The following is a 23,588-nucleotide window of genomic DNA, read 5'->3' as shown; positions in this document are numbered from 1 at the left end:
ATCGGGTATTAAGATTTATCTAAAGTATAGGCGATACTTACTATATTTCTGATTCCTTTATCCAGTTCAGTTGCGGATTCATTTAAATAATTTAAAATCTCTTTTTGAGAATCGGTGGTAAAATCTTCATTCTTGAGCAAGTCAACTAATCCAATTATTTTCGCGAGAGAGTCTCTGATTTTATGGGATTGTGTCCATGCAATTTCCTGCAATTGCATAGTCTGTCTTTGCACCCGGGAGATGGTCTCTTTATAAGCTGTAATATCTCTGTAAGAGCCAATAGCTCTAATTGCATTTCCGTCTTTATCCCGCAGAAATATGCCTCTATAATGGATAACAGCAACTTCTCTATTTGCTTTAAAAAATCGGTATTCAGAATGCAGCACTTCTGTTTCTGGATTTTTTACTGCATCATTTAACTCTTTTAAAGCTTGTTCCTTATCCTCAGGAAAGATATTGTCAGACCATAATGTATTATTATAAACGTCCAGATTATAACCAAAAATTTCATTAAAACCCACACTCCAATTAGCTATATCATTTTCAATATCCCAATCGCAGATAGCTTCATCTGCTGCTCTAAGCATTAACTTATACCTGTCATTGCTTAGCTTTAGTTCTTCATTTTTATTGATTAGTTCAGTTACGTCAGTAGAATTTGTCACAATACCTAAAATAGCGGGATCTCCTAGCATATTTCTTGCGGTAGTAGTTAGCCATCGCCATTCATGATCGCCATTCAGGAACCTAAAAGGTTCTATGTGAATCCTTTCAACTTCAAGCAAAGAATTTATCTGTTCTCTAACTCTTTCCCGGTCTTCGGGGTGTATATAATCATAGGCAATTTTACCTGTCATTTTTTCGGGATATAGTTTAAGCAAACTGATACAGCTTTCACTTAGAAACTTATATTTTCCGTCCATATCGATTACAGCTGTTAAATCTGATCCTGCTTGTACGAGTGCTTTAAATCTGTTTTCACTGAGGAGCAGCGTTTCTTCTAATCTTTTTGCTGCTTGTTCATATTGTAACTGTGAAGTTATATCAGTAGCGATTATAAGTTCAACGGACCTTCCATCTAATTCAAATAGATTACTCTTAATCTCGACAGAAATAATATCCCCGTTTTTTTTTAAGTGTTTATAGCGTTTGTTCGTGAAACGCTCTTTATACCTGTGAACATTCTCCATAGCCAGCTCAAATTTACGGATAGTATCTTTTGGCCTTATTTCTTTGATAGTCATGCTTAGAAAATCTTCTCTGGAATATCCATAATGGCGTATAGCAGCTTCATTGACTTCAAGAAAACGTAAGGTGTCGATATCATAAATCCACATTGGCTGTGGGCTCAGCTGGAAGGTATCTTTATAAAGGTTATTTCGAAAGTCCATAAATTATTGAATAGTATTTTTTATAAATAAGCTTACAGGCATAGGAAAATAGTAGCTGAACGCGCATTGAATATTAAATGTATAGCTATACTATAATAAGCTAATTAGTATCGGAAAACTGATTGTTTGTGTTTTTAAGTAAAAACAACCTTTTTTTTAAGAAAGTTTAATCATTTTTAATCAAAACAACAATTCGTGTGATATTTGGTTATGATAATAGTATTTCGTTTTTAATGAAATAACTGACGTTTTCTGGTTATTTAACAAAAATAATATATTAAAAGTTTTAAATATTAAATAACAAACCAGAATCTATTTTTTACGTATGTTGGTATAATGTAACACTAAAGAATTAAAGCGTTATATTGTTTAATATATAGTTTTTATCTCTGAAATGTTATTTTTTTGGTCTTAAGTGCCTTATTAAGTATCTGAAATCATAAACGATCTCAAATAAATTTAGGCTTATGTTTAACTTTTCAGATTATTGACCAGATGTAATTTTAATTAAAAATTAATTGATTTGTAAATTATGCTTTCTTTCGCTGATTTAAATAATATTTTAAACAATAGCCCGGTCTCCATGGCTATTTTAGACTTAGATAGGAGATTCCAGGCTGTGTCTAATCAATGGCTGGTCATCAATGGGCTTGAAGGGGTGCAAGTCGTTGGCAAATTGCATAGTGAGCTATTCCCTGTGAATAGTCACAAGTGGCAGGAGATTTTTGATAATTGTCTGCTTGGTATTAATTACCAGGGAGAAACAAAGAGGATCGATCCTGCTGATCAAAGCAAGATCTGGATCAAATGGCAAATTAATCAATGGACTGCAAGTACATCAGGCTGCGGAGGGTTTGTCTTATATTGTGAAAATATTACAGAAATAAAAAGCAGTAAGCATCAAGAGGCACAATTTCGTGTTTTTATGGACTATATACCTGGTCTTTGCTGGATCACTAATTCAGCTAATGTTTTAACCTATGCAAATAAACATTTTTTAAATACGCATCATCTTCCGTCTACAGTAATAGGTAAAAATAAAAGAGACATTTTCGGTTATGATGTGGCAGCAGATGCGTTCCTTAATAACTCAGAAATCCTGAAAACAAAGAAAAATAAAGAATTTCAACAAACTATTCGTGACCAGGATGGTTTTCCTCAATACTTTATGACGTTCAAATTTCCTTTTTTAGATTCTTCAGGAAATATGAGTTTAGTAGGAGCTGTTTGTTTTAATATAACGAAACATAAACAACTTGAAGAAAATCTGTACCAGAGTGAAGAACAATTTCGCCGGGCATTTGAACACTCTTTGGTGGGGATGGCTTTAATCTCTCCTGAAGGATGCTGGAAACGTGTTAATGCTAGTTTATGTCTGATAACAGGATATACTGAACAAGAATTGCAGTCTATGTGTATACAGGATATTACACATCCGGACGATTTACCGGAAAGTATTGCCAAACTTATTGATCTTGCTAATAATGTTACCGAAAGTCTTAAAGTTGAAAAGCGGTATATTCATAAAAATGGCGATATCATCTGGGTCGTAATTGCGGCAACGATGTTAAAAGATAGCCAGGGCAGGGCACTTCATTATGTATCACAGATTGAAGACATCACGAAAAGAAAAGAAATTGAAGGTGACCTGAAGCAAAGCGAAAAGAAATACCGTTCTATATTTGAAAATGTACAAGACGTATTTTATCAAGCTGATCAAGCTGGATTAGTAACTGAAATCAGCCCGTCAATTCTTCAATATTCCGGCTTTTCCAGAGAGGCCATTATTGGTCAGCCTGTTTCTGATTTTTACTATTATCCTCAAGATAGAACAAGGATTATCAATAGTTTGAAAAATGATGGAACAGTAATCGATTTTGAGGTTAGACTAAAAACAGCAGATAAGGAATTAAGATATGTATCTGTGAATGCCAGATTAATTTTAGAAGATGGCCGGATTGCTGGCACTGAAGGTAGTATGAGAGATGTAACAGCCAGGAAGTTTCAGGAGAATGCATTGAAAGCATTGAATTTGGAGTTAACTGCATCAAATGAGCAGAAGAACAAGCTTCTTTCCATTATTGGTCATGATCTTAGAAATCCAATTTCAAGTAGTCTGGAGCTTTTAGAAATGACACTAGCTGATCTTTATTTAATTTCAGTTGATGATATTCACCTGCATCTCTCTATGATCAAGCAAGAATTATCGAATGCAAATGAACTTTTAGAAGGGCTGCTGATCTGGGCAAAGTCGCAATTTAATGCGATTGGTTTTCATCCTGTGGAAATTGCTGATATTTCAAATCTTATAGAAAGATCAGCACATAATGTGTTGCCAATGGCCAATAAGAAATCTATTCGGATAGTACACCAAATAGAGCCAGGACTGGGCATCTATGCAGATAAAGAAATGCTGGAAACTATAGTGAGAAATTTACTCTCCAATGCTATCAAATTTTCACATACTGGAGGAGAAATAACTATCAATGTATTAAAAAAAGGAAATGATATGCTCTTTTCTGTAGCTGACAATGGGATTGGAGTTCCAGCAGAGAAAGTTTTGGAACTCCTTAACAGTAAATCAAATTATACTACTTATGGTACAAACGGAGAAAAAGGAACAGGACTTGGATTAAATCTTGTAGTTGATTTTGTATTGAGGCATGGAGGGAAAATATGGGTAAATAGTAATTTAGGCATAGGGAGTGTGTTTTATTTTACTATACCTTTTGTAGAATGATTATTGTTAAGATGATGGTATCAAAGGTATTGAGAACACTGGAAGGGAAGAATTTTATTACCCGCCAGGAGCACCCGACAGATAATCTGGCTACTGTTACAAGTCTGTTACAACTCAAATTATATTTGCGGGGCAAAGGATTGTATATTTGCGACACACGATTAAGTATCTATGGACTTTAAAATCATATTTAGGTATAAACAATCAAGAATGTGGAGCCTTGGGTTTCTTGCATCGCTGCTCTTGCTTGTAATAAGTACTGGTGATTTTAAAACTACGGTCACAAAAAAAATATCTCTGCGTTCGGAGATTTTGCAGTCAAGTTTTAACACGGCAGATATACTCTTCCATCAAAATGACCTGCTGCGTCAAACTACTTCCTCAGTAAGAGGAAAAGTTACAAGCTATCGCAAAAAGTTTAAACATCTGATAGAGGGAAATGACGACCATTCTCCCTATGTTAAAGAGTTACAGTATATCCGGTATCTGAACTCATTTGTTAAACTGAATTACGAATCTCCTTATTTCGTTTCGGAGCAACTATCTTTCCTATACAGGCTTTCGGTCTTCTAGATTCTCATTAAAATTATTCTTTCTCCTGTTGAAAACAGGAGGTATACTGAATCACTCTATAACAATTATAGGGCTGGCCCAGTACTTTGTATGAAATTTAGAAACGAAAAAACGAAGCTTTGATATAGCATCGCGGATGAAATATGCCCGGCGCATAGCTAAGCTTCAGTACTTATAATAACGATATATACTTAATGAAATTAAATTGGATATTCATCATATTTGTGATGGTAGTTACCCAGGCATGCTCCACTAACAGCGCCAAAACTAAGGAGGAGAAATTAACGGAAATCCCTGTTGTCAAATTAAAAATAGTTGATACCGCTCTTGCACTTAATTATGTTGCAGACATTCAGGCTGTCCGTAATATAGAAATCAGGGCCAGAGTACAAGGCTTTATTGAACAAATACTGGTTGATGAAGGGCAGCAAGTAAAAAAAGGACAGCTGCTTTTTAAAATGAACGACAAAGAATACTTGATTAAGCTAAGCCAGGCTAAATCACAATTAGCCAGCGCTAATTCATCCGTAAAGATTGCCGAGGTCGAACTCGGGCGGATTAAAACTCTGGTAGATAAAAAAGTTATATCTAAATCAGAACTGACACTGGGAACGGCCCGCCTTGCAGAAGCTGAAGCTAAAGCGAGCGAAGCCTTGTCAATCATTGATGATGCCAAGCAAAAACTTTCCTATTTATCCGTCCGCGCACCATTTGAAGGTGTTATAGACCGTATACCTTTAAAAACTGGTAGTCTGGTGAGTGAAGGAGCACTATTGACAACATTGTCCGATAGCCGTAATATGTATGCCTATTTTGATATCTCAGAAAATGAATATCTTCAATTTATGCGTACCGGTAAGGGACATTTTTCTACACATGCAGAAACTGCACTGATACTTTCAGACGGTAATACTTATCCGCTCAAAGGCAAAATACAAACGCAGGAGAGCAGTTTCTCTGGAAGCACTGGTTCAATTGCCTACAGGGCAATGTTTCCCAATCCAGATCGCATACTCAAACACGGTGCTTCTGGTAAAGTGCAATTGATATCTAAACTGGAAGGCAGCCTATTAGTACCTCAAAAGTCTGTCTTTGAAATTCAGGACAAAAACTACGTGTTTGTGGTTGATGAAAAGAATACAGTGAAAATGAAAAGTTTTGTACCTAAAATGAAGCTTGCTGAATATTATGTGGTAAGCAGCGGACTAAAAGCTGGCGAAAATATCGTCTACGAGGGTATACAGAATATCAAAGATGGTGTTACCATTACCCCGGTATTTAATAAATCCAATAGCCTTTCCGCAAAAAAATAGTACAACTAACATATCATCCTGGCTAATTTCCTTGTATAACACAGGGTAAGCTGCTGCATTTTATAATTAAAGAAAAATGGTTGAAACATTTATTAGAAGGCCAGTATTGTCACTGGTTATCTCTCTCTCCTTAATTCTGCTGGGTGTGCTCGCATTTTTTTCGCTGCCCATTACGCAATTCCCCGATATTGTTCCGCCATCCGTAGTCGTTACAGCAAGTTACAATGGAGCAAACGCAGAAGTATGTGCCAAAGCCGTCGCTACTCCGCTTGAAAAAGCCATCAATGGTGTTCCTGGAATGACTTACATGAACTCTGTAAGCAGCAACAATGGCGTAACATTAATACAAGTTTTCTTTAATGTTGGAACAGATCCCGACCAGGCTGCAGTAAACGTGCAGAACAGGGTGACTACGGTATTGGATGAACTACCAGAAGAAGTTATCAAAGCGGGTGTAACTACAGAAAAGGAAGTAAACAGTATGTTGCTTTATCTGAATGTGACCAGTAATGATAAAGATATGAGCGAGGAATTCATTTACAATTTCGCAGATATCAATGTTCTTCAAGAACTAAAACGCATAGATGGGGTTGGTTTTGTAGATATTATGGGTGCCAGAGATTATTCTATGAGGGTATGGCTGAAGCCAGACAGGATGTTATCTCATAATATATCTGCAGATGAAGTCATCAGCACCATGCGTAAACAGAATATTGAAGCGGCACCCGGTGTTGCCGGTGAAAATTCTGGAAAAGGAACTGAAGTAAAACAATACGTTTTAAAATATACAGGAAAATTTAACAGCAAGGAAGACTATGAAAACCTTGTTTTAAAAGCTGAAAAAAATGGTGCTTTAGTTAGGTTAAAAGATATAGCGGATATCGAATTCGGGACCGTAAGTTATGATATGGTCTCCAAAACAGATGGCAAGCCTTCTGCCTCGATTATGATTAAACAAAGGCCTGGCTCAAATGCCAGTGAGGTTATTGACAATATCAAGGAGAAAATGGCCGAATTAAAAGGTACCAGTTTTCCACCAGGAATGGAATATAATTTTGCTTACGATGTTTCCCGTTTTTTGGATGCCAGTATTCATGAAGTACTCCGCACACTTGTGGAGGCCTTTATCCTGGTATTTATCGTGGTATATATCTTTTTACAAGATTTCAGAAGTACCCTGATTCCTGCATTAGCAGTACCAGTGGCGCTCATTAGTACTTTGGCCTTTTTACAAATATTGGGTTTCTCCATCAATATACTTACGCTGTTTGCGCTTGTTCTGGCAATCGGTATTGTGGTGGATAATGCGATTGTTGTGGTAGAGGCTGTGCATGTGAAAATGAGCGAAGAGCACCTGCCGCCAATGGAGGCAACTATTGCTGCAATGAAAGAAATTGGTGGTGCTATCATAGCTATTACCATGGTGATGTCTGCTGTATTTATTCCGGTAGCCTTCCTGTCAGGACCTGTGGGTGTTTTTTACCGGCAGTTTTCACTTACACTAGCTATTGCCATTGTCATTTCTGGAATTAATGCATTAACGTTAACACCAGCTTTATGTGCAATTATGCTCAAACACCAGGAAGGAAACACTGCTGGTAAGGGCCTGATGGGCAGATTCTTCAAACTGTTTAACAAAGGATATGATCAAACAGAAAAGAAGTTTAGTCACCTTATAGGCTATATCATTGGACGTAAACCTATTACTATTTGTCTGTTCCTTTTCTTTTGTATCGCTACCTGGACAGGAAGTCAAATACTGCCGTCTGGATTTATTCCGACAGAAGATCAGGGAATGATCTATGTAAATGTAACCACTCCACCAGGATCAACCGTAGAAAGAACAGAAAAAGTACTGGATCAGATACAACAAAGCACGCGCAGCCTTAAAATGGTAGAAAATGTAAGTACACTTGCGGGGTACAGTCTGATGAGTGATATAACAGGAGCATCATACGGTATGGGTATGATTAATCTGGCCCCATGGGATAAACGAAAAGAAACAGTAACGGAAGTAATCTCAGCATTAAAAGAAAAAACCAGGGGAATCAGTGATGCCTCGATTGAATTTTTTGCCCCGCCAACTGTACCTGGTTTTGGAAATGCCAGTGGATTTGAACTGAGACTCCTGGATAAGAACAAGAGTGAAGACTTGAATAAAACTGCCCAGGTTACCAATGAATTCTTAAAAGCGCTGCGAAGTCATCCGTCAATTTCAGGAGCCTTTACGAGTTTTGATCCAAATTTTCCGCAGTATATGATACATATTGACCAGGATATGGCTGCACAGAAAGGTGTTTCTATAGACAACGCAATGAGCACACTGCAAACTTTAGTAGGTAGTTATTATGCCACTAACTTTATCCGTTTCGGTCAAATGTATAAGGTAATGCTTCAGGCTTATCCGGAATACCGTAGCAAACCTAATGATCTTTTACGGTTGCACGTTAAAAATGATAGGGGTGAAATGATTCCTTATTCTACATTTGTAAAGCTGGAAAGAGTTTTTGGACCAGAGCAGATCAATCGTTACAATATGTATACTTCGGCGATGATCAATGGAGATGCTTCGGCCGATTTTAGCAGTAGTGACGCCATTGCTGCAGTTGAGGCTACCGCCAAAGAAAAACTTCCCCGTGGCTTCAGCATCGAATGGTCTGGAATGACCCGGGAACAGATCCTTTCGGGGAACCAGGCAATTTACATTTTTATCATCTGTCTTATATTTGTTTATCTTTTGCTCGCTGCACAATACGAAAGTTTTCTACTCCCCTTACCGGTGCTGCTCTCACTTCCTGCAGGTATAGCCGGTGCCTTTTTCACCTTAAAGCTCGCAGGGCTTGAAAACAATATTTATGCACAAGTATCACTGGTCATGCTCATTGGGCTATTGGGAAAAAATGCAATCCTGATTATCGAGTTTGCCGAGCTCAAGCGCAGAGAAGGCGCAACAGTAGCAGAGGCCGCAAAAGCCGGAGCTGTATCCAGACTAAGGCCAATTTTAATGACCTCATTTGCATTTATTGCCGGGTTGATACCGCTTTGTATTGCTACTGGTGCAGGTGCTGTAGGTAACCGTTCCATAGGAACTGCTGCGGTAGGCGGTATGCTGATCGGAACACTTTTCGGAGTCATCATTATACCAGGACTATATGCAATTTTTGCGTCAATAGGTAAAAAGAAACCAAAATTAGTTATTGAAAATAATAAGGAAAACGCGTAATGAGATTAAGCTATAAAAATACCACCTTCTGCTATAAAATACTTTTGTTATCCACCTTGATAGCTTTTACGGGGTGCAAGAGCATGGAACCTGTAGTCATGCCCAAAATGCAGACCATGCCCGGTGCATTTAATCGCATTGAAAATTCACCTGAGCACCTGTTGAACTGGAAAGAGATCTTTACTGATCGGGAACTTGTTTCATTAATTGACACCGCCCTGAATACTAACTTTGAACTTAAATCCGAAATGCAACAGATCATTGTGGCAGAAGCAAATTTAAAACTTGCAAAAGCCAGTATGCTGCCAGGTTTAAATACGAGTATAACCGCAGGCCTGGACAGGTTTGGGAAATATACGATGAATGGAGTGGGGAACTATGACACCAACCTTTCGCCAAATGTGAGTACCAATCAGCAAATTCCAACTCCCACACCAGATTACTTTATGGGTTTTAGAAGTTCCTGGGAGATTGATATCTGGGGGAAATTGTCAAAGCGCAAAGAGGCTGCATACTCGCGCTACCTGGCTACAAAAATGGGCCAGCAATGGCTCCGTACCCAGGTGGTCGCACAGGTTGCTCAGTTGTACTTTGAATTGATTGCCCTGGATAAACATGCCGAAATTTTAAAGCGGAATATTGCGCTTCAAAAAAAAGGTGTTGAAATTATTGAGGCTCAAATGGCAGGGGGGAGGGCTACATCATTAGCTGTTAGCCAGTTCAAAGCACAAATGATGGCTACACAAGGCAGTTCATATCAAATTACACAAGCCATTGTAAAGACCGAAAATGAACTAAACAACTTGTTAGGAAGGTTTCCTGCTCCAATCAAAAGGGATAGTTCTTCGATTACCAGGGTGCTGCCTGATCAAATTTACGCAGGTATACCTGTTAGGGTAATCTTGAACCGACCGGATATAAAACAGGCCGAGCTGGAATTAAGAGCGGCGAAAGCAGATGTTCAAGCGGCGCGTAAAGCTTTGTTGCCCTCATTCACATTAGATGCCTACAGTGGAATAAATTCCTTTAAGTTACCCCTTTTGTTTTCGCCGGGATCTTTGGCCTCTGGTGTATTAGGTGGATTAACAGCTCCGATCTTTAATAGAGGGGCACTAAAGAACGGTAACCGCATTGCAAACGCAGCACAGCTCAGTGCTTTTTACAATTATCAGCGAACAGTACTACAAGGATACCAGGAAGTTTCTACCCAATTAAGTGCAATTGATAATTACAAGCGTGCTTACCAATTGAAAACGAGCGAGGTCGGGGAATTGAAAACTGCATTGTCAACAGCCAACGATCTTTATCTTGCCGGATATGCATCCTACCTGGAAGTGATTGTTGCGCAAGGAAGTATGTTGAATTCGGAAATCGAGCAAGTGGGTTTAAAGCGTGATTCCTATATCACATTGATCAACCTTTTCAGGGCTTTGGGTGGAAATATTTCTGAATAAGCTTAGTTGGTGGTAAGATTTTTTTTATTAATAAATGACATCAATCATTTTATTGTATTATCCTTTAAAATAATTTGTGTCTGATAGTGGAATTAAAAAGTCTGGAGATGAAAAATAAAATAAAAGAAGAAACCTGCGAAAGCCTGTTATAATCATATTGGAGGAAAATTAGGAGAGCTATTGCTTAAAATGTTTGTTGACCAAGGATGGATAGAAAAAAATGATCCGGCTGACCAATATCAATCTAAAGCAATACCAAAAATTGTAGCGAAGGTTTAAACACTCATTAACTACGGATTTACTTAAACAAATGATAATAAAACCTATCATTAAAGTTCATTTAGCTGTAAATTTTCTGTTTACACGCCTATTGTGTTGATTGTTAAGAAATTATATTTTGTTATTAATTAAAATAAATGCTAAACTTACATAATCTTTATATTGATATATTATAAGTCAAAGTGACTAAAAAAATATAAAGAAGCTGTAACCAAGGGTGCGGGAGAGGTGTATATGCGACACTAAAATCTTTTGAAATTTTACGAAATACTACAATTATTAAATTTAATGATAATGAACAATAAGGTAATAGCTCTCCCATTTGCAGGAGGTAATAAATATAGTTTTAATAGTATTGAGAAGCATGTTCCCAAAAAATTAGATTGGATTACTTTGGAGCTTCCTGGAAGAGGTAATCGTTTTAAAGAAAGTTTGTTGGATAAAGTTGAACAAATGGTAGATGATCTTTTGAATCAACTCATGCCTCATATAAAAGAAGGAAATTATATTTTATATGGGCATAGTATGGGGACATTATTAGTTAACTTGTCGGCGCTTTAACCCACAAATCACGCTCGTTTAAACGCCCTTTTAATTGAAATTAAACGAGTGTTATACTTGATTCTTGAACTATATCTAACAGACGGCTTCTCGACAAGTATATAAAATATGTATGCTGAAATGATAGAGAATGCTAATCCGGTTAGGACTTTAATTACTTCATTGCTGCCGACAAACGGAAGGTGCCTAGAAATATTTACAGCTGCCCTACCAAGTTCCCAATGAACCAAATACAAAGAGTAACTTATGTTGCCAAGGCCAAATAAGGCTCGGTTAAAGAATGTTTCCTGGTCAGCTTTAACAAAGAGTATAAACAGTACTGCCGACAACCCTGCGACTGCGTGTGATATTCCATGAACATATGCAATTAACACTGTCAGTGTAGTTATACCGAACCAGAACATCTTTAATGACATGTTGGTAAAATACTTATTGAAAATAAGTATTCCTAAACCAAAAAAGGGAAACCAATACACTACAATTGACCGTGAAAACAGCAAAGAAAGAATTGACATTACAAAAACGAATGCCAATGATTTATAGTTGTTAGAAACCACGATAGGGAACAAAATTCCAATCAGAATATAAAATTGAAATTCGATAAACAATGTCCAAAATACAGGTGACCAACTATGCAGGCCAAGCAGCTCGTTTAAAAAAAGAAAGTGAGACAAAAGAGTGATTCCATATAACAATTCTCTACCCGTTGCAATAGCCATTGCAACTGCAATGGCTATTGCAACGAGATAAGGAGGGTATACCCTTACAATCCTTTTTATGAGAAATGTACCAAAACTAGATATGTTGTAGCCGGTCTTGTACATGCTATAAGGGAGTACAAAACCACTTATTACAAAGAATATTTGTACTCCAAGCCAACCATAAGAACCATACGATGCCGTTGCTTTTGACAAACCGGCACTTCCAGTCAAATGAAAAATAGTAACTAAGAGAGCTGCTATTCCTCGCAGTATATCAATTTGTTTTATGCGCATTCTTAAAAAATAAGACAGTTCAATCAAATGTGCATATTTAGCACGATAATGAAGAAAAATTTTGAACTATTATCCCTGCATCCACAATAGAAACGCATCAGCACTTTGAAACCATTGCCCGCCTAAATTTGTGATTTCTGCTTTTTGAGCTTCTGTAAACTCCCAATCCTTGTACTCCATTGTCAAAACCAAAAGGGGCGGGTAACGCCCTATTCCACGCTACACCTAATTGAGGCCGTAAACTGGGTGATAACCCATCGCCATTATTGTTCATTACGCATCGTAGTTTGCGCCAAACACAGTGAATTCTATTGATTCGCCTGCGGCAAGTGTGGCTAATATCGCTGCTTCAAAGTTCATTCCATTGTTTAAATTGATGTAAGGATTTCCATTACTGTCAATTTTCAATCACGGTAAATTGCCCCGGTTTAATCCTGACACACTGGACACAGACCCGTTGGTACCAGCACCTGCCGGCACTGTTATTGTTCCTAACTTACTGATCACTGCGCCATCATTCACTTGCAATTGAACAATCCGCTGAGTGGCCGATGAAGATGCAACTGCAATGCCATCCACCCGGCTACCTTCTGCACTGGGGTTAAATATTAGATATACAAATACTTATAGTTATCTATGCTTATTGTATGTAATAATTATCGGGTGCTACTCGAAACATTTTTACCGCAAAAAGGGTACTTTAACTGAATTATCTGATATTTGTTGTGTTTTTAAATGCAAGTCTAGTACACCCAATAGTACACCCATTGACAAAAAAACAGCTGTTTTCAGCAATAATCTAAATAAATAACGCCAAAAAACAAGTCCTACTTAAACCATTTAAGCAGGACTTATCTATGTCTGTAATCTATCTTTGAGCAGATTAAACGGTGTTTAAATGCGTATTGTAAAGGTTTTTGTCCGTTTTCAGGCTCTTTATCTATCTGATTTGGTAATTGATTGTAACTAGTGTGCTTTTAAATTGCAATTAATGATTTATAAAGAACTCTTTATCCTTGTTTAATCACTATTTAACTAGGTTTTTCAGGGTCGAATTATCATTAACAAATAAAACCGACTGGGCGGGTCGGGTTTAATTAACAGTGAATGATGATAAATGATGATTTGGAAATTTCGTTTTTGTTCTTGACCCTGAACCTTTTTAGTTCTTTTTACAGTTTTTACTATTGTAAAGGCCTTTTTTTTTTGATTTTTCCGTTTTTAATATTTGGAAGTTTGGTTTTACCCCCTATAATCTTTTACACTTCTTTATTTTTCACCTTAATTTTTCTCGCTGTTTTTAATCTATCCGTTACAAAATCAAGATCACGTATATATAAGGTGTTATGATGTCCACCAGGAGCCGTTACAGTCAAATCCCTAACCATAGGATCATATTTATAAGGGTTAAAACCATGATTTAAAAGAAGTAAATGAATATTTTTTTCATCAAAACCATATCGGTCACCAGAACCATTAAGCTCAATAATAATTGCTTTCAGTGACTTATCTTCAAGAGTATTCCGGCTGCCATTTAGCACTTCTGTTTCAAAACCCTCTACGTCAATCTTCATCAATAAAGGACTTCTGCCAGAAAGGATATTATCCAAAGTGTCCACATTTACTTCTGTAATCTCTGTGTCGCCAGGGCTACTAACATGATTCCCCGTATCAAAAGATGTTGTAAATTTTAAAACGCTTTTACAGCTACCTAAGCCAATATTTAAAGCCTCTACTTTATCTTGAATGCTATTAATTGCTATATTTTGACTAAAGATCTTAAATGTTTTAAGTATCGGTTCAAATGCAATAGTCTTTGCACCGATTTCCGAAGAAGCCAGCATAGTATAACTGCCGACATTAGCCCCGATATCCAAAAATAGATCATCCTCCCTTAGTATGTGAAGCAGAAAGGCCATATCTTCAAACTCATGTAGTCCACAATAAAAATTACCAGTCGCACCAGTAAGGCCCCTCCAAACTAAAAGCTTACTTTTTTCCGTAAACTGGTATACAATTGGAAAATTGATAACCCTGGAAAAAATCTGCCATTTGAACAAATTAATAATTGCAGAAAAGCGATTGTTTCTCGTAAGTGGATGATTAAAAATAAATTTTAGCGTTCTGTTCATTTAGCAAAGTATACATTAAAAATTAGTTTCTAAAATGGTTTAATAAGTATACGGGGTATGATGGATTAGTATCCATGTTTATAAGTCGTGCATGGTCAATACAGATTTTAAAATCATATCTGCCAACCGCGCCTTCCGTGATAGAATGGCTGGAATTACTGGCAGGGCGAAAGATAAATTGGCTGATGCAGATTACCCGGCAGATTTGCTGGCTATTTGGAACGCTTACTACCGCCAGGCGATGGAGGGCAACTCCTTTAAAATCATCTGGACAGATACTAAAGATGGGAATCCTGTTTATGAAGAGGTTAGCTTTAATCCAGTGTTTGATCAACAGGATAATGTTTCGGCCATCAGTTGCTTTTCAAGAGATATTACCGAAGCAAGAATAGATCGGGAAAGGATTCTCCGGCAAAATCAGCAGCTAAAGAAGATCGCATGGATACAGTCACACGGAGTAAGGTCGCATTTGGCAAATATTATGGGGCTCGTACAACTTTTAACAGCTACAGATATGCCGGGAGAAGAATTTTTAAATATGCTGTCGATGCTGAAAACTTCCGCAGACCAGCTGAACCAAGTGATATTTGATATTATGACACAAGCCGATAATCATGATGACATTGCAGATTAATTTGATGGTTTAAATGGGTGGACAGAAGTTGATGCATTATCTTGAATAGAATTGTTGCCGGTTTCCACTTCTACTTCTTTTGTCGTTACAGCATAATGGGAGGGATGAATCTCATGACCGTACATTAATGCATATGCCTTAGTAAACTCCGCGCCAAAATAAAGAATAATTGAGGAATAATAAGTCCAAAGAAGTAAGATTACAAGTGAGCCAGCGGCTCCATAAGTGCTGCCAATATCACTTTGCCCAATATATAGAGAAATACCAAATTTACCCAGCATGAATAAAACTGCTGTTACTAAAGAACCATAGATTACATCCCGCCATTTGATAATTGCATCGGGTAATACTTTGAAAATTACACCAAAAATCAATGTGACAACTGCAAGAGTAACGACTTGATTAAGAATATAGAATAGAACTACAGAAACATCGGAGAACCTTGCCTGTAATCTGGAGCTAAATCCATCTAAAATTGAAGTAATTCCAAGAGAAACCAATAACAGGAATCCCAAACTTATGATGACCGAAAAAGAGAGAAAACGGTTCTGAAGCATCTTTAGCCAGCCACGCTTTGGTTTTGGCTTCAGTCCCCAAATGGTGTTAATTGAATCCTGAATATCAGCGAATACAGTAGTCGCACCAATTAGCAAAGTAACCATTCCGATAATAAATGCGATTGTCCCTTTATTGTTAATAGCAGCTTTTTGAACAATTTCCTGGAGTTGTAATGCAGTTTCTTTGCCCATAAAACCGGCAAGCTGACCATATATTTGTCCCTGCGCAGCTTCTTGCCCTAAGAAAATACCACACAAGGATATGATTACTACTAATAAGGGGGCCATCGAAAATACAGTATAATAAGCTAACGAGCCGCTTAGCTTAGTGACCTTATGGTCGCTGAAGCCAGCAATAGAATTTTTCAATATTTCCCATATGCCTTTTAAAGTGATCTTTGTATTCTTACCCATTTTTCTTAATTATTATTCGGTTTATTGTGTATTAGTAAACCTGAATGTCCTCTGATTGTTTTGGAAAGAACTTATTAACTACCATAGTTTGGGCAACATTTCAATTACTCTTTTCAGATAACCTTTGCTAATTTGGTTGTCACTTTTAATATTTTTCATGAAAGATTATACGCTGGGAATTTATTTCAAATCCTGATTTGACAGCTTCAGCGAAATGCGCTGACCATCTGGCCTGTCCGGAATAAATAAAATTACTATTTTGATTCCTTGTCATCGGGTAATTGGATCTGATTGGAAATAACCAGATATGGGGGAGGGCTTTGGAGAAAGCAATATTTAATTGAGTTAGCACAGCAACCCTAATAAACAAAAGTGTGTAGAATAATAAAAGTGACAAAAAATCAAGAACAGCCAATATTTTCAGAATATTTGACAGTTATAAACTGAAAATTTTTCAGTGATGTTGCAATTTTTTCAGCTTACAGAGGCAAAAATACATTTGGCATTGCTGTTGTAATAGTATTATTGAACACAAGTTCATTAGTTTAATTAATTATAGTTTTAATCATTAAATCAAATTAAGGAGGAAAAACCCATGACATTGGTTAAATTTAATCCAGAAAACAAAAAAAAATCATTAGTGTCAGGCTATGGTGATGTTTTTGATTCTATCTTCGATGACACATTTTTTAAAGACCGTATGCATTCCAGAGTGCCTGCAGTTAATATCAGTGAATCTGCAGATGACTATCACGTTGAATTAGCGGCTCCCGGGCTTAAAAAGGAAGATTTCAAACTAAACCTGGAAAGGAATATATTGCATATTTCTGTAACGAAGAATAAAGAAAGTGAACAAACAGAAAGAAATTATGTCAAGCGTGAATATAGCTACAGTTCTTTTGTTCGCTCATTTACTTTACCTGAAAGCGCGGATGAAAACGCAATTCAGGCAACTTATAACGATGGTGTTCTAGCAATCAACATTGCAAAAAGAGAAGAAGCTAAGATCGTGAGCCGTCAAATTGAGATTAAATAATTCTTCACAACATTTATTCCAGAGCTACCATCAGGTAGCTCTTTTTTTTGGCTGGCAAAGAATGGTTGTTAGTCTTCTTCCTGGCCAAATTCATCGCCATCCAGGTCGCTTTCAAAATCGTCTTCCAGCTCCTGTTCCTCCGGGACATCAATTTCTTCGTCTAGTTGCGTCCCTTCTCCGTCGGCAAACTCAATTTCGTCTTCGGTGTACTCCGAGTCATCTTCCTGCTGCAACTTTTCCTCTTCGGCTGCACGTCCTGCCTGGAACTGTTCCGGGTTAATGATTTCTTTCTGTTCCATTTCGTTTTCCTGATTTTCCATAAACATCAATTTAGTTTAACTGAATTATGGATAGCAACAACTTTTGCTGGTATCGTGTTTGGACTTTTTTTTTATTTTAGGAGGATGTGGAGTCTGACTCTGATTATATTGTTTGTTCCGCTGACTCTCTATCAGTTCTCGCCTGGCTCTGGCCGTGCCTGGCACCAAATGTGCAGGCAGGAATTAGAAAAGGCTTAGGAGCAGATTCAGCTCATAACATAGCTAACAACTTGTTTTGGGAAAAGTTCTGTACCGTAATTCTGAAACTAATTGCGGGCTAGTTTGCTAATTTCCAAATTCTGACATGAACTTGATTCTCCTTATAAGCTACAACTTTCAAATTATTGACTTGCCCAGCTGTGCCGTTGCTTTTCCTTTAGGATAATTGATGGCTTCCGACACTTATACTAATTTTTCTGGTAACCTGGTTTACCAGAACAGTTTATTCAATTTGTTCAATAGCGAAAACTCTTCCTGATTTAACTTACAATCTGACTGATATATAGATAATTGACTTATATTGTTTTGTCTATAAGTTTCTTATGGAGAATGGAGTCCAGCTGCCATTTCAAAAACGGGGCGTATTCCGAAAAGCCAAATGAGTAGGAGATCACCTTAATTAACGCTCATGAGTATTAAAATTCATCCAACAATTGGAGTTGCTCGTTTAGGAAATAGTCCAAACGAGTTTTGTATTGTTCCTGACAAAACCGGAGGTATACCTTTAGAATTTGAAGGCGGAAAAATCACCGATAAAAAAATCCGGAAATTTAAGGATAGCAAAGGACTTATTAAAAAACAAGGACAACCTTTCAGAATCTATGACCAAACTGGTGAAATAACCATAAACAGAAAAGACATTAAATCCATAGAATGGACAGTACACCTGGCTAATAAAAAAGCTGAGTGGTATCAATTTGACGAACTTAAGGGTAATTTATTATTTGGTGATAAGAATAGTTATGCAGCATGGAATGTTCCCTTAAGAAATAATGATCTTACCAAGAACAGACAATCATTATTTATTGATTATGGTCCCAGAAGAATTACCGTTTTGAAAGAAACAAACCCTATAGAGTCTAACTTTAAGTTTGATAAAAAATCGGTTCCAGCTAACTATACTGAAGCGCAGTTTCCCCCGGCTAAAGTAAAATATGGCCAGCCAGTTGAGTCATTGGGAGGTATTCTTACCGATGCTGAAGGTCGGTTAATCGTATTTGGTGGTTTTGGAAGAACAGGCGGTGATACCAGTTTAACTGGTTTTGGAGGTGGTGACCAATGGCATGATGACATCTCCGATGGCCCTGTGTACTGCAAAGTGACCTATACAGATAATAAGGTAGAATCGATAGCTGCATGGTGTATTGTCGGGTCTCCGGACTTTGCTCCTGAAGTTGTCAATATAAGTACTTTAAGCGACAGTATTTTTGATGTTTATGTTAGAAACAGTCCAGGATTTATACCTGAATTATTTGATAAAGGCAAGTTTAAACCGGATTATGAAGCAAATTTCCAGAGAGACATCAAGCCTGTTTTTGATAGAATGAAAGGCTATCAATGGGTAGCGAATGTTCAGCCCATGGCCAATTTAGCTAGTTTGGATTTTTATGAAATCAATAAGAACACCAGTGATGCCAATGCAACGCGCCAAAAAGTATTCAATTACTTTAGGGGTATTGATCCTTATACAAGAGCGCCTATTGAAAATCCAGATCCTTTAGCCTATACTCAAAAGGAATTTGATCAGCTGGATCAAAATAAAATCATCCAGAAAGAAGAAAAATATAGCGCTAAATACCCTCAGGACAAATATCCTCAGGAATACTTATTTAAGGATCAAAACAAATACCTAACGGTTGAAGACGGAAAAGAAATTGTTAAAGAAGGAGATCTATTTCCCTTGATGCCATTAAATTCAGGTACTAACTCGGTACGGAATGAGAATCCTTTAAAGTTTTTAGCGCTTACTGAAACGCAGTTATTTTTACTAAAACAATGGGCAGACGGCAAATTTAATTTGAAGCCAGACCAGCATTGGGAGGGAATTGTACCGGCCTTAGATACGATTAGTGTAGGAAATTGCATCGGTTTGCCCATGTCTCCGGGAATTGAAGTGACCTGGAATGTTCATAATCAGATTATTTATAATTTAAACCTACCATTTACCCTGAAAGTAAAGAACAGCATTGCTAAATATGACAAGCTTTTCAATGTAGGGAAGGAAACAGGGTTTTTAACCGTGACCAGGGACGAATGTTTAGGCGGTGGATGTGAGCCTGGCGATTTGACCAAAAGAATGGCTTGTCCCTGGCAGGCTGATTTCTTTAATTGTACGGTACAAAACATAAACTTTACCAATCCAACTCAGGTTAAAGATTATATTGTAGACAGTAAAGGGGAAATCATTAACAGAATTCCAACCCCACCTGTTTATTACAGTTACTGGTGGCCTCCGCAAAGTCCATGGGATGTATTAATCGGAGAATTAACTAAAGAAGGATTTCATGAAAATGGCAACTGGGAATCCGGACGTCAAATGAATTATCAAAGAGGCCTCAATAGTTATGTTCAAATGGTTGAATTTTGGGACACATTAGGGTTTGTTAAAGACATGAACGCTAATAATGCTGGCTTCCCTTACCTGTTGGAGACTGAACGCGGTCACGATTTCTATACGAGTCAGAAGCCACTTATAAGTGAAATCATGGTGAAATTGAAATATGATAACAATGGTCTGAATGTAGATGATCAAGCTATAGAAATTGAAACACCCATATTTTATCTTGATATAGCTAAAGCCCGCCGTAGAAGAAAAGAACAATTTGCAACTACTGAAAATATATCGTTAAAGGCATTAAGCGTTGGTAGTATCAATACCATTACCTATCATCCTTTCAAAAAAATAAAGATCAGTGAAGAATTATCAAAAGTGAGATTTAAATTTAGAAGATAGCGCTCATGATAAACACATTTGATACTGATGTACTTATAGTTGGTGGAGGCCCTGCAGGGGCCTCTGCTGCTTTAAGTATTTTAAAATTTTCCGATTTAAGTGTTACAATTGTAGAGCAGAGTGATTTGAATAGTCAAAGAATAGGAGAACAGGTAAGTTCAAGTATTTTTGATCTTCTTGATTATTTAGGATTAGATAAGTCTGATTTTGGAGATGATTGCTTTCTGCCAGGGTATAGTAGTAATGCAGCCTGGGGGAGTTCGCAAATCACTGAACGTCATTCCATAAGCAGTACACATATTGATAGTTACCAGATTAACCGATCTACTTTTGATTTGACTTTGTTATCAAAGGCCAGTGATAAGGGCGCTGTTATTTTGCCCGATACCCGTTGTACAGCATATCAAGCTCAAGAAGAAGGATGGCAGGTAGATATTAATCACCAAACAGAAGGCAAATTTATCGTTAACTCCAGCTATTTAATTGATGCTACAGGCAGACAGTCTCATTTAGCAAGGCACCTGGAAGCAAATATCACAAAAGATGACGAATTAGTAGCGGTTGGAGCCTTTCTTGAATTTCAGGAAGAACAAGATTTAGCGCAAGATTTTTTCCTGGAAACAGTGGAAGATGGTTGGTGGTATTATGCCGTTTTACCAGGAAAAAAAATAGTTTTATCATTATTTACGGATGCTGATAATGCAAAAAAGAAGCAGATTAATAAAATTGAAAACTGGACAGCACTATTATTAGCTACAGTTCATGTGAAACATAAGGTTTCAGGAACAGTGGCTTTTGAAAAGCCTTGGGTAAAAAATGCCTATTCTCACTTTACAGATACTACAAAAATTAAAAACTTTATTGCAATTGGTGATGCTGCCTGTTCATTTGACCCTATTTCTTCCATGGGGATCGGCTTTGCTATGAGTTCTGCTTGTAATGGGGCCCTGGCTATTATAAATCAGGATGAAGATGCGAATAGCATTAACAATTATAATGAAGGTTTGAAAAAAATATACAATGATTATACCAGTACTAAATCTCAATATTACAAAGAAGAAAAGAGATGGCCAGATGCTATGTTTTGGAGAAACAGAAAGGTTGGGGTATAGTTTCTTTTTGTAGGATGAATTTCAATTCTAACAAACCCGGCACTTAGCCGGGTTTGTTAGAATTACCGGAGATAAAATCCCGGCAATAACACCTTGTACCAGAAGCTTGGACTTTGAGGAAAATTACTCAAATTAAATATGTTCGTATATTTATGAATTACCCTTCGGTTTCAGAAACTTAAAATTATGAAGAACATTTATTTATGCTTTATATTCATTTTGATTGCATCTCAAATGAATTTATTCGCTCAAAACATTAAAAATAAAGACAATTATAATTATCAAGTAAGAGAAGAAGAGGGCGACTTAAATAACGATGGTAAAATGGACAAAATAATGGTGAAAATGGATACAATAAATGAAACAAGGCCATTAATATTACAAATTTTCCTGTCTCATCCAAATGGAAAATTAACCTTAGCTGTATCTTCCACCAAAATAATTGAACCACAATATCCCATTGAAAATCAAGGAAAACATAATGAATACCAAATTCCAAATTTCTTTATTGAAAAAGGGATTTTAACAATGTGGAGTGAAATTAAAGGAGGGAATATTACTTACGATTTCAAATATCACCATGGAAATTTTGAATTAATTAATGTAAAGAAAATAACTAATAATGCAACCAAAGGGTATATTGACGAACATACAATATTTACAGAAACTAAATTTAACTTAATTACCGGGCTTAGAACTGAAACTGACGACAGGTTAGGTTCAAAGAAAGTATTAAATAAAAGAAAAAAAATAGTTTTGATCAGACCCTTACCGAAAATACAGGATTTCAAATTTTCCGATAAAGAACTATATTGAAAATTCAAGACTAAATAAAATAACCTGAACCCGACCATACGTTTTACGGAGGGGCACACTATCCGTTACATTGTAATCGTCATAATGCCAATCTATTTTAAAAAACTATTGGCCCTGGATAAGCTAAATTTTACCCTCGGAACAGTAACAAGCCCAGGTAGCATATTCCTCTATTTTGAGAATGTGCTACCTGGGCTTGTTACTGTTCCGAGGGTAGAATCATGTCGTGATGGCAAAGATGACCAGAAGCCGTGCGATCGGCAATGTGGCCAATGATTTAATGGCTACTTATTACGACTAAGCAAATCCAATAGAAAAATTATCTAACATCTATCGTGCTGTTAAACGCTTGATCTTTAGAAGTTATAACAAAAGTTAATTGATTAGAAAGGGCTTTGCCAACATTAAACTTTCTAACCAATTTTGATGAATCGTTATAAACATCCGTGTAAAGTTGATTGTTGAATTCATCGAAAATCGCAATTTCAACCGGAGCCTTATTTGTATAATCTAAATTAAGGGTTATCACTCCATCTTTCTTTGTCAACACGGGTTTAAAGGCTTCTTTATCTAAGGCAGTAGAAAGTGAAGCTTTATTGTTTTCAATGTTAATTTGATATTCAACAAATTTTAAACCCGTTTCTAATTTCATGATATAATTTCCATCAGGAAAATCAGTTAAGTCGTAAGTTTTGGTGGATCCGCTTAATTCATGACCTTGTTTTTCATATAGGACTTCATCGTTCAGACCATAGAAAGTTACTTTCATATCTTGCGTCTGATTGATAGCAATACGAATGGTTTTTCTATCTGCACTGTTGACTTTTAATGAAAGGTCATCATTATTTGCATATGTATTTACACTGGTAAAAAGGATAGTAGCTATCAGGCTAATTTTGAGTAAATTTTTCATATCATTAATTTTAGAAGAGTTAGTAATTATTTGATGGGTCTAAGTTATTGACAATGAGTTAGCATAATTGACTGCATATTTTCCAATAGTTATGCTATATTAACATTGATATGTGTTTTTTCTTGTTAAAACTCATAATAAAGTATATTTTTGATTTAATAATTGAAAAAAT

At 36.7% G+C, this 23,588-nt stretch carries 19 protein-coding genes; 12 read left to right on the top strand and 7 right to left on the bottom strand.

Going from position 1 to position 23,588, the window contains the following annotated elements; translation table 11 throughout:
• Nucleotides 1-8: 8 nt before the first annotated feature.
• Entirely contained in the window at nt 9-1,391 is a 1,383-nt protein-coding gene (locus tag AY601_RS09160) for a PAS domain-containing protein (protein ID WP_068399610.1), read from the bottom strand.
• Between the two features lie 532 nt (nt 1,392-1,923).
• On the opposite strand from AY601_RS09160, the gene AY601_RS09155 reads away from it, so the two are divergent.
• The 7 genes from AY601_RS09155 (at nt 1,924) to AY601_RS09125 (ending at nt 11,534) form a co-directional block, all read left to right on the top strand.
• A complete protein-coding gene (locus AY601_RS09155) occupies nt 1,924-4,131 on the top strand; it encodes a PAS domain S-box protein (protein ID WP_068399607.1) in 2,208 nt (735 codons plus the stop codon).
• Nucleotides 4,128-4,313 (top strand): MarR family transcriptional regulator, encoded by a 186-nt coding sequence (locus AY601_RS09150; protein WP_068399604.1) that lies wholly within the window; start codon nt 4,128-4,130, stop codon nt 4,311-4,313. Before AY601_RS09155 ends, AY601_RS09150 begins: the two co-directional genes overlap by 4 nt.
• Complete coding sequence (locus tag AY601_RS09145; protein ID WP_068399601.1) at nt 4,303-4,704, top strand: hypothetical protein; 402 nt, start codon at nt 4,303-4,305, stop codon at nt 4,702-4,704. Before AY601_RS09150 ends, AY601_RS09145 begins: the two co-directional genes overlap by 11 nt.
• 194 nt (nt 4,705-4,898) lie before the next feature.
• Nucleotides 4,899-6,017, top strand: a complete 1,119-nt coding sequence (locus tag AY601_RS09140; protein ID WP_068399597.1) for an efflux RND transporter periplasmic adaptor subunit — start codon at nt 4,899-4,901, stop codon at nt 6,015-6,017.
• A 76-nt stretch (nt 6,018-6,093) separates the two neighbouring features.
• Complete coding sequence (locus AY601_RS09135) at nt 6,094-9,240, top strand: efflux RND transporter permease subunit (RefSeq protein ID WP_068399594.1); 3,147 nt, start codon at nt 6,094-6,096, stop codon at nt 9,238-9,240.
• 83 nt (nt 9,241-9,323) lie between these two features.
• Nucleotides 9,324-10,694 (top strand): TolC family protein, encoded by a 1,371-nt coding sequence (locus tag AY601_RS26030; protein WP_232324722.1) that lies wholly within the window; start codon nt 9,324-9,326, stop codon nt 10,692-10,694.
• A gap of 573 nt (nt 10,695-11,267) precedes the next feature.
• Nucleotides 11,268-11,534 (top strand): thioesterase II family protein, encoded by a 267-nt coding sequence (locus AY601_RS09125; protein ID WP_198163655.1) that lies wholly within the window; start codon nt 11,268-11,270, stop codon nt 11,532-11,534.
• Between the two features lie 8 nt (nt 11,535-11,542).
• Here AY601_RS09125 and AY601_RS09120 read toward each other — a convergent pair whose 3' ends face one another.
• The 3 genes from AY601_RS09120 to AY601_RS09115 form a co-directional block, all read right to left on the bottom strand.
• Nucleotides 11,543-12,529: an acyltransferase family protein gene (locus AY601_RS09120; protein WP_068399588.1), complete on the bottom strand. Its 987-nt coding sequence runs from the start codon at nt 12,527-12,529 to the stop codon at nt 11,543-11,545.
• 273 nt (nt 12,530-12,802) lie between these two features.
• Nucleotides 12,803-12,937, bottom strand: a complete 135-nt coding sequence (locus tag AY601_RS26200) for a hypothetical protein (RefSeq protein ID WP_257722238.1) — start codon at nt 12,935-12,937, stop codon at nt 12,803-12,805.
• Between the two features lie 851 nt (nt 12,938-13,788).
• Nucleotides 13,789-14,661: an FkbM family methyltransferase gene (locus AY601_RS09115; RefSeq protein ID WP_068399585.1), complete on the bottom strand. Its 873-nt coding sequence runs from the start codon at nt 14,659-14,661 to the stop codon at nt 13,789-13,791.
• A gap of 91 nt (nt 14,662-14,752) precedes the next feature.
• Here AY601_RS09115 and AY601_RS09110 point away from each other — a divergent pair, with 91 nt between their 5' ends.
• Nucleotides 14,753-15,295, top strand: coding sequence for a PAS domain-containing protein (locus AY601_RS09110; RefSeq protein ID WP_068399581.1), 543 nt, complete (start codon nt 14,753-14,755; stop codon nt 15,293-15,295).
• Here the strand turns inward: AY601_RS09110 and AY601_RS09105 are convergent.
• Nucleotides 15,292-16,266 (bottom strand): YihY/virulence factor BrkB family protein, encoded by a 975-nt coding sequence (locus AY601_RS09105; protein ID WP_068399576.1) that lies wholly within the window; start codon nt 16,264-16,266, stop codon nt 15,292-15,294. The two genes, AY601_RS09110 and AY601_RS09105, sit on opposite strands and share 4 nt — an antisense overlap.
• Nucleotides 16,267-16,861: 595 nt before the next feature.
• Between AY601_RS09105 and AY601_RS09095 the strand changes: the two genes are divergently transcribed.
• Entirely contained in the window at nt 16,862-17,302 is a 441-nt protein-coding gene (locus AY601_RS09095) for an Hsp20/alpha crystallin family protein (protein WP_068399570.1), read from the top strand.
• A 68-nt stretch (nt 17,303-17,370) separates the two neighbouring features.
• Here AY601_RS09095 and AY601_RS09090 read toward each other — a convergent pair whose 3' ends face one another.
• Entirely contained in the window at nt 17,371-17,622 is a 252-nt protein-coding gene (locus AY601_RS09090; RefSeq protein ID WP_068399567.1) for a hypothetical protein, read from the bottom strand.
• 628 nt (nt 17,623-18,250) lie between these two features.
• Between AY601_RS09090 and AY601_RS09085 the strand changes: the two genes are divergently transcribed.
• The 3 genes from AY601_RS09085 to AY601_RS09075 all read left to right on the top strand — a co-directional run bounded on the left by AY601_RS09085 (nt 18,251) and on the right by AY601_RS09075 (nt 22,503).
• A complete protein-coding gene (locus AY601_RS09085; protein ID WP_068399564.1) occupies nt 18,251-20,575 on the top strand; it encodes a LodA/GoxA family CTQ-dependent oxidase in 2,325 nt (774 codons plus the stop codon).
• A gap of 5 nt (nt 20,576-20,580) precedes the next feature.
• Nucleotides 20,581-21,687 carry a lysine-epsilon-oxidase maturase LodB gene (gene lodB / locus AY601_RS09080; protein WP_068399560.1) on the top strand — a complete coding sequence of 369 codons (1,107 nt, stop codon included), beginning with the start codon at nt 20,581-20,583 and terminating at the stop codon, nt 21,685-21,687.
• 186 nt (nt 21,688-21,873) lie between these two features.
• Nucleotides 21,874-22,503, top strand: coding sequence for a hypothetical protein (locus AY601_RS09075; RefSeq protein ID WP_157287802.1), 630 nt, complete (start codon nt 21,874-21,876; stop codon nt 22,501-22,503).
• A 319-nt stretch (nt 22,504-22,822) separates the two neighbouring features.
• Here AY601_RS09075 and AY601_RS09065 read toward each other — a convergent pair whose 3' ends face one another.
• Nucleotides 22,823-23,416: a hypothetical protein gene (locus tag AY601_RS09065; protein ID WP_068399551.1), complete on the bottom strand. Its 594-nt coding sequence runs from the start codon at nt 23,414-23,416 to the stop codon at nt 22,823-22,825.
• Nucleotides 23,417-23,588: the final 172 nt, after the last annotated feature.

The sequence above is a fragment of the Pedobacter cryoconitis genome (assembly GCF_001590605.1).
In the GTDB taxonomy this organism is placed as follows: Bacteria; Bacteroidota; Bacteroidia; order Sphingobacteriales; family Sphingobacteriaceae; genus Pedobacter; species Pedobacter cryoconitis_A.
This window is presented reverse-complemented; position numbering and strand designations above follow the sequence as displayed.